4 protein-coding genes are annotated in these 2551 nt (G+C 64.2%); 3 read left to right on the top strand and 1 reads right to left on the bottom strand.

Annotation, left to right across the window (positions count from 1 at the left end):
* Positions 1 to 650, top strand: a 650-nt coding sequence (locus tag RUW20_RS05840) for an SPOR domain-containing protein (RefSeq protein ID WP_313951260.1), incomplete at its 5' end; no start/stop codon positions are given.
* Positions 651 to 654: 4 nt separating this feature from the next.
* Here RUW20_RS05840 and RUW20_RS05845 read toward each other — a convergent pair.
* Positions 655 to 993 (bottom strand): tetratricopeptide repeat protein, encoded by a 339-nt coding sequence (locus RUW20_RS05845; protein ID WP_313951261.1) that lies wholly within the window; start codon positions 991 to 993, stop codon positions 655 to 657.
* Positions 994 to 1039: 46 nt separating this feature from the next.
* Here RUW20_RS05845 and RUW20_RS05850 point away from each other — a divergent pair, with 46 nt between their 5' ends.
* The gene (locus RUW20_RS05850; RefSeq protein ID WP_313951262.1) at positions 1040 to 1423 is read left to right on the top strand and encodes a RidA family protein; all 384 of its coding nucleotides are present in this window, start codon (positions 1040 to 1042) and stop codon (positions 1421 to 1423) included.
* Between the two features lie 6 nt (positions 1424 to 1429).
* Positions 1430 to 2551, top strand: a 1122-nt coding sequence (locus RUW20_RS05855) for a DEAD/DEAH box helicase (RefSeq protein ID WP_313951263.1), incomplete at its 3' end; no start/stop codon positions are given.

A 2551-nucleotide genomic window follows, 5' to 3' on the forward strand; every position in this document is an offset into this window, starting at 1 on the left:
TTGACTACGCCACCGTACCGGATGATCTGCAGCCTGCGGGGCAGCAGTTCACCGAACCGGTGCCGGTCCGGAAGAAGGAGCCGGTCCAGCCGGTAGTCGCGGCCGCTGCGCCGGCTGAAGAAGAAGCCACCGAGGTAGCCACCGACGCTGCCACGGCGACAACCGTGGAAGACACGGCGGGCACCGTCGTGGGAACGGCTTCCGGAACAGCGGCCGGAACGGCTACCAGAAGAACCCCCGTCGCACGCTTGTCCGGAGAGCAGAAGCCGAGTGTGGCCGCCGCCCAAAAATCGGTTCTACCTCCCGAGCCACCGCCACCACCGCAGGTGGCGGCCACGCCAGCACTGCCTTCGCCCGCCAGGCGGCAGTTCGTAGCCGCGGGTGCTGCCGCAGAGCCGGTGCAGGCTGCGCCGCCAGCGGCCCCGCAGCTGTCGTCAGGCTACGTTCTGCACTCCGCGATCTTTCACGATCCTGGTCGGGCCGAGGAATGGCAGGCAAAGCTTGCGCAAGAAGGAATTCCGTCGACGCTTGAGGCACGTTTGCAGATCGGCCCTTTCAAGAATCGTGCCGAAGCAGAGGCGGCTCGCCGAAAAATGAACAAGCTCGGGATCGAGACGCTGCGTGGGCTGGGCAAGACCGGTAACCCCTAGCGCCTCAGCCTTCCGTGGTCTGCAGTTGGTGGCGGATGCGCCGGGCAAAAACGGCCATTTCCTTGGCCGCCTGAAGGTCGCCCTTGCTTTCGGCGACAACGATTCCCTGTTCGTAGGCGGCCAGAGCTTCGACCGGGCGAGAGCATTCGCTCAGCGCTTTGCCAAGCAGTTTCCACGCGGCTGAATACGTCGCGTCTCGCTCCAGCGCTTCACGCAGGCAGCTCGCCGCCTGTTCGAAATCGCCGGCCTTCAGGTGTTCGTTACCCAGCGAGTAGCGTAGCAAGGCGCCGTCGCGTGGACCCCCGAGCAGTTTTTCAAGATTGGCGATGATAGCGGTCGTCATTTAACATCCACGGTTTCAACCCGAACACATTGTAGAGGACAGCACGATGACCAGATCGATCATTTCGACGACGCACGCACCGGCGGCGATCGGCACCTACTCGCAGGCGGTCAAAGTCGGCGATACCGTTTACCTTTCGGGTCAGATCGGCCTCGACCCGGCCAGTATGGACCTTCTCGAAGGGATCGATGCGCAGATCGTTCGCGTGTTCGACAACCTCAAGGCGGTTGCGGAAGCTGCGGGTGGCTCCTTGGCCGACGTCGTCAAGCTGAATGTGTACCTTGTTGATCTGGCGCACTTTGCGAAAGTCAATGAGGTGATGAAAAGCTACTTCGCCGAGCCGTTCCCGGCCCGTGCCGCAGTCGGTGTCGCCTCCTTGCCACGCAATGCACTGGTCGAGGCCGACGCGGTGATGGTAGTCGGCGGCTGATGCCGGTTGGACGAGATCGATGCTCCACCAGCGCTGCGCAGCCGGCTGCGCAAGCTGAGCCTGGAACGGCCTGACGATCTCGTCCTGCATCTGCCCTTGCGCTACGAGGACGAGACGCGCGTCATCGCGCTCGCCGACGCGCCGGCAGGCGTACCGCTACAGCTCGAAGTGCTGGTGCTGGAGGTTGCCGTCCGCTTTGCTCCGCGTCGTCAACTGGTGGTTCAAGTCAGCGATGTGGGCGATCAAAACGCCGTCCTCATCTTGCGCTTCCTGAACTTCTACGGTAGCCAGCAGAGGGCGCTCGAAGCCGCCCAAGACGATAATTTGCGGCTACGTGTTTTTGGTGAGATCCGTGACGGGTTCCTGGGCCCCGAGATGGTCCATCCACGTTACCGGGTACTGACCGCTGACGAACCGCTGCCGCGGTCGCTGACGCCGGTCTATCCGACCACCGCCGGGTTGGCGCAGAGCGCGCTGCGCAAACTGATCGCGCGGGCGCTGAAGGCGGCCGGTCTCGCCGAATTTCTCGACGTCGAATGGTGCAGCAAACACTCCCTGCCTTCGTTCGCGACGGCCGTCGCCTTGCTCCATTCACCGCCGCCAGAAGTCTCGCCAACGGCTCTGCAGACGCGCAGTCATCCGGCCTGGCGACGCATCAAGTTCGACGAACTGCTGGTCCAGCAGCTGTCGCTGCGCCGTGCCTATCTGGCTCGCCGGCGCAAGGGTGCGCCGCTCCTGCCTATCGCCGGTCGGCTCGCGGAACGTCTCCGGGCGGCGCTTCCCTTTGCCCTGACCGGGGCACAGCAGCGCGTCGTTGCCGAGATCGCAGCGGACCTCGCGCAGCCTTACCCGATGCAACGTCTGCTGCAGGGCGATGTCGGCTGCGGCAAGACGATTGTCGCTGCGTTCGCCGTTTGTCAGGCCATTGAGGCGGGATACCAGACTGCTTTCATGGCACCTACCGAAATCCTTGCCGAGCAGCATTATCTGAAGCTGCGCGCCTGGTTCGAGCCGCTCGGTGTTGCGGTGGTCTGCCTGTCGGGCCGCCTCGGGGCAGGTGTCAGGCGGGAGGCGCAGCGGCGGGCAGCGAGTACGGCCCAACTGGTGGTCGGCACCCATGCGCTGATT

The organism is Accumulibacter sp. (assembly GCF_032229525.1).
Lineage (GTDB): Bacteria > Pseudomonadota > Gammaproteobacteria > Burkholderiales > Rhodocyclaceae > Accumulibacter.

Bases quoted from the DNA above. Each gene is read 5' to 3' on its own strand.
- RUW20_RS05845 (WP_313951261.1), bottom strand. From the start codon at position 993: ATGACGACCGCTATCATCGCCAATCTTGAAAAACTGCTCGGGGGTCCA.
- RUW20_RS05850 (WP_313951262.1), top strand. From the start codon at position 1,040: ATGACCAGATCGATCATTTCGACGACGCACGCACCGGCGGCGATCGGC.